This window comes from Nocardioides sp., assembly GCF_016462705.1.
GTDB lineage: Bacteria > Actinomycetota > Actinomycetes > Propionibacteriales > Nocardioidaceae > Nocardioides.
This window is the reverse complement of the sequence record NZ_JAEMSS010000261.1, coordinates 1-4,478: the sequence shown is the minus strand read 5'-3', so window position 1 is coordinate 4,478 and position 4,478 is coordinate 1. Positions and strand designations below refer to the sequence as shown.

Below are 4,478 nucleotides of genomic sequence, written 5' to 3'. Positions count from 1 at the left end.
GAGCCGCTCAACCTCAAGGAGTTCATCTACGAGCTCGACGTCCCCGTGATCGTCGGCGGCTGCGCCACCTATCAGGCGGCGCTGCACCTGATGCGCACCGGCGCCGCGGGGGTTCTCGTCGGCTTCGGCGGGGGAGCGGCGCACACGACCCGCACCGTCCTCGGCGTCGCCGTGCCGATGGCCTCCGCGGTCGCCGACGTCGCCGCCGCGCGACGCGACTACCTCGACGAGTCGGGCGGCCGCTACGTCCACGTCATCGCCGACGGCTCCATCGGCAAGTCGGGCGACATCGCCAAGGCGGTCGCCTGCGGCGCCGACGCGGTCATGGTGGGCTCGCCCTTCGCCCGGGCCAGCGACGCGCCCGGCCGCGGGTTCCACTGGGGGACCGAGGCGCACCACAAGCACCTGCCGCGGGGCGAGCGGGTCCAGTTCGAGACGGTGGGCACCTTCGAGGAGATCCTCTTCGGTCCCTCGCGGGTCGCCGACGGGACGATGAACCTCGTGGGCGCCCTGAAGCGGTCGATGGCGACGACCGGCTACACCGAGCTCAAGGAGTTCCAGCGGGTCGAGGTGGTGGTGGGCGCGTAACGCCCCTCCCTGGAGCTGCGTTACCCCCATGTGACCAGCGCACGGTCCCTCGGGCTCCTCGGCGCCGCTCTCGGGCTGGCCCTCGGGGTCGGCATGCTCACCAGCCCGCCGGGTGACGCGTCGGCGCCTGCCGCGACGACCCCCGTCGGGGGCTCGGTCGCGGCGCCGGCCGGCGTACCGATGCCGACGCTGACGAGGCCTCCGGCCGGCGTGCACGGTCACCCGCTGTGGGACTCGTGGCACGAGCTCGGCAGCTTCGGCTACCGCGAGGACGAGTACCTCGTGTCCGGCACCGCCCGCGCCCTCGACGGCACCACGGCGCCGTACACGACGCGGATCATCGTCACCCGGCCGCGCGACGAGCGCCGCTCCAACGGGACGGTGCTGCTGGACTGGGTCAACGTCACCGCCCAGTTCGAGAACGCGGTGGACACCCTCGAGGCGCGGGAGCTGCTGCTCCGCGAGGGCTGGACCTACGTGCACGTCAGCGCCCAGAAGGCCGGGCTGTGCTGCTCGCCGCTGACCCCGCAGGTCTGGGACTCGGTGCGGTACGCCGCGATCGACCACCCCGGCGACGAGTACGCCGCCGACATCTTCAGCCAGGTCGCGCTGGCGCTGCGCGCGCACCAGGGCCTCGACCCGATGCGGGGCCTGACGGTGAAGCGGGTCATCGCCGCCGGGCAGTCGCAGTCGGCCGACAAGCTCTACGGCTACGTCACCCAGTGGCAGGAGCAGGCGCAGGTCATCGACGGCTTCCTCATCCACGGCAACGGCACGGTCCGCAAGACGTTCCCGGCGCCGCTGGGCGTACCCGTGCTCAACCTGCTCTCGGACCGGGAGGCCGAGCCCGCGGCGCCGACCACCGACCCCCGCTACCGGCTCTGGGAGGTCGCCGCGACCGCGCACTCCGACTTCTTCATCGGGGTGCAGTCCGTCGAGGGCAACGGCCCGCGGGTCGTGGACCAGCCCGCCGCGGACCGGGCCCGCTACGCCGAGGTCATCGACCACGCCGACAACTACGGGCAGGTGCCCGACCCGCTGCACGCCACCTGCACCCTGGCCGGCGCGACCATGCCGATGCACTACGCCACCAGCGCGGCCCTGCACCAGCTCAACCGCTGGGTCCGCACCGGCAAGCCACCGGCGCGCACCCCGCGCTACCGGTTCGACGGCGCCGCGCTCGCCAAGGACGAGCACGGCAACACGCTCGGCGGCATCCGGCTGCCACCGGTCGAGGTGCCGGTGGCCCGCTACGAGAGCACCCTGTGCGACCTCGGCGGCATCACGGTGCCCTTCGGCGACGCCGAGCTCCGGTCGCTCTACCCGACGTTCGACCGCTACCAGCGGCTGATGGGGCGGGCGACCGACCGGGCCGTACGCCGCGGCTGGCTGCTCCCGCCCGACGCCCGCGACCTGATGCGCCGGGTCTGCGCCGTCCGGCCGCGCTACCCGACGGCGCTGCGCGGGACCTGCCGGGCGGACTCGTACGACCCGCCGAGGTTCGCGACCCGTTAGCCGCTCGTCCGCACCGCGTCCTCGAGCCGCTCCAGCGTGGTCGTCATGCCGTCGCGGAGGACCGCGGTCCGGTCGGTCACGCCGGCCAGGCGCTGCAGCAGGCGGATGGGAGCCGGCTGCGGGTCGTCCTTGGCCATCGACTCCGTGACCAGGGTGCCGTCGGGGACCGCCTCGAGGGTGTAGGTCCAGCGGCTGCGCGAGGGCGGGGAGATCTCGAACGCGAAGGTGCGGCCGGGCTCCCAGGCGGTGACCGTGGCGACCGTCGACCAGGACAGCCAGCTCAGCTTGTTCCGGCCCTTGAACCGGGCGCCGACGCCGCGCTGGTCGTCGATCCAGCGCGACTCGACGTTCTCGGGGCTCAGGTCGGACATCCGGGAGACGTCGGTCAGGAGGTCCCAGACGACCTGCGGGTCCGCCGGGACGACCCGGCTGACGGTGATGTCGATGTCGGGGGTCGTGGTCGAGCTCATGTCTCTCCGTCTCCGGTCGGGTGCGTGATTCGACAGAATTCGCGCGACCAGTCTGCCGTCCTCGGCCACGATGGCCCGATGACGGACCTGCTGGCGCGGCTGGAGCGCTACTACGACGAGGCGCCCCGGGCGAACGCCGACACCGAGGAGCTCGGCCCGTTCACGATCTTCGTCGCGCGGGGCGGGTGGCCCTACTACGCCCGCCCACGGCTCGGCCTGGACGAGCCGGTCACCGCGGCGAACGTGACCGCCGTCCTGGGTCGCCTGGCGGAGCTCGGCGTACCGCAGTCGATCGAGTGGGTCGACGAGACGACGCCGAGCCTGCGACCGGCGGCGGTCGCCGCCGGCGTCGAGGTCGAGGTCTACCCGCTGCTCGTGCTCGACGGTGGCCCGGTGGAGCGGAGCAGTCCCACCGTCGTACGCCGCCTCGGGCCGGACGACCTGGAGCTCGCTGCCGTGCAGGCCGCGATCCACGTCGGCTTCGGCCAGGACGACACCAGCACCGGGCCGGCGTCCGTGCGCGAGCGGGACCTCAGGGTCGCCGAGCGTCACGACCTCGGGCCGCTGCGCGCCCTCCTCGCGAGCGAGCGGTCCGTGCTGTTCGGCGCCTTCGAGCCCGGGCTCGGTGCGGTCGGCGGCGGCAGCCACAACCCGCGCGGCGAGGTCACCGAGATCGTGGGCGTCGGCGTCCTCCCGGCCCACCGTCGGCGCGGCATCGCCGGGCACCTCACCTGGGCCCTGACGCAGGACGCGGCGTCCTCCGGTGTCGGCACGGTCTTCATGTCCGCCGGCAGCGACGACGTGGCCCGGATCTACGAGGGCGTCGGCTTCCGCCGGGTCGCCACCGCCTGCATCGTGGGCTAGGACCTCGTCTACTCCGCCCGCAGCCCCGGCGCCCGGCCGAGGCCGTTGACGGCAGCGACGACCGCCGCCCGCGCCGCCTTGTCGCCTGGGTCGTCGAGGCGGCGGACCCGGATGGGGCCGGCCGAGACGTGGTTCCAGCCGACCGGGACGTACGCCGCCCGGCGGACCTCGAACGACCCGTCGGACTGCTCGACGAAGACGAACCGGACCAGGACCCCGCGGTAGGTCTCCGGCCGGGTGACCTCCTGCTGGGCGACCAGGTTGCCCATCCCGTAGGCGACCCAGGTGCCGTTGACCTGCGTGATCGGCTGCACGGTGTGCGCGTGCTCGCCGAGCACCAGGTCGACGTCGGGTGACCTGGTGAGCCGCTCGACGGCGGCGACCTGCTCGGCGTTGGGCAGCTCGTCGTACTCGTAGCCGGCGTGCAGGTGCACGACCACGATGTCCGCCCCGGCCCGGCGGGCGGCCCGGGCCTGGCGCAGCAGGTCGGGCACGTCGAGCATCGACACCGACCACTCGCGGCCCTCGGGAAGGGGGAAGCCGTTGAGGCCGTAGGTGCCGGCGACCACGCCGACCCGGACGCCGTCGGCGGTCGTGAGGACGACCGGCTCGCGGCGTTCCCGCGCGGTCCGGAAGGTCCCGACGTGCGGCACCCCGGCGGCCTCCAGCATCGACGCGGTGCGGACCAGCCCGTCGAACCCCTGGTCGAGCGTGTGGTTGGAGGCGGTCGTGCAGGCGTCCCAGCCCATCGACGCGATCCACGGCGCGATCTCCGGCGGTGCGGCGAACACGGGATAGCTCTGCAGCGGGGCGCCGGGGGCGGCGAACGGGACCTCCGCGTGGCAGAGCGCGACGTCGGCCCCGGCGATCAGCGGCCGGACGTCGGCGAACATCGGGTCGAAGTCGTACGCCGCCCCGCCGTGCGCGTCCCTTGCGGCGCTCTGCCAGACCGTGTCGTGCCAGAGCAGGTCGCCGCCCATGACCAGGCTGACCCGGCGCGGCTCGGGAGCGGGGGCGGGGGCGGCCGGCGAGGGTCCCGGC

General features: G+C 74.1%; 5 protein-coding genes. 3 read left to right on the top strand and 2 right to left on the bottom strand.

What is annotated here, in order from left to right:
* Together JHD21_RS20985 and JHD21_RS20980 are read left to right on the top strand one after the other, a co-directional pair.
* A partial coding sequence (locus tag JHD21_RS20985; protein ID WP_292679394.1) for an IMP dehydrogenase occupies nt 1-588 on the top strand: 588 nt, incomplete at its 5' end.
* 30 nt (nt 589-618) lie between these two features.
* Nucleotides 619-2,103 carry an alpha/beta hydrolase domain-containing protein gene (locus tag JHD21_RS20980; RefSeq protein WP_292679392.1) on the top strand — a complete coding sequence of 495 codons (1,485 nt, stop codon included), beginning with the start codon at nt 619-621 and terminating at the stop codon, nt 2,101-2,103.
* Here JHD21_RS20980 and JHD21_RS20975 read toward each other — a convergent pair.
* Complete coding sequence (locus JHD21_RS20975) at nt 2,100-2,573, bottom strand: SRPBCC family protein (RefSeq protein ID WP_292679390.1); 474 nt, start codon at nt 2,571-2,573, stop codon at nt 2,100-2,102. The genes JHD21_RS20980 and JHD21_RS20975 overlap by 4 nt on opposite strands.
* Nucleotides 2,574-2,651: 78 nt before the next feature.
* Between JHD21_RS20975 and JHD21_RS20970 the strand changes: the two genes are divergently transcribed.
* Nucleotides 2,652-3,437 carry a GNAT family N-acetyltransferase gene (locus JHD21_RS20970; RefSeq protein WP_292679388.1) on the top strand — a complete coding sequence of 262 codons (786 nt, stop codon included), beginning with the start codon at nt 2,652-2,654 and terminating at the stop codon, nt 3,435-3,437.
* Nucleotides 3,438-3,445: 8 nt separating this feature from the next.
* Here the strand turns inward: JHD21_RS20970 and JHD21_RS20965 are convergent.
* Nucleotides 3,446-4,478: CapA family protein (locus tag JHD21_RS20965; protein WP_292679387.1), on the bottom strand; the 1,033-nt coding region annotated here is incomplete at its 5' end.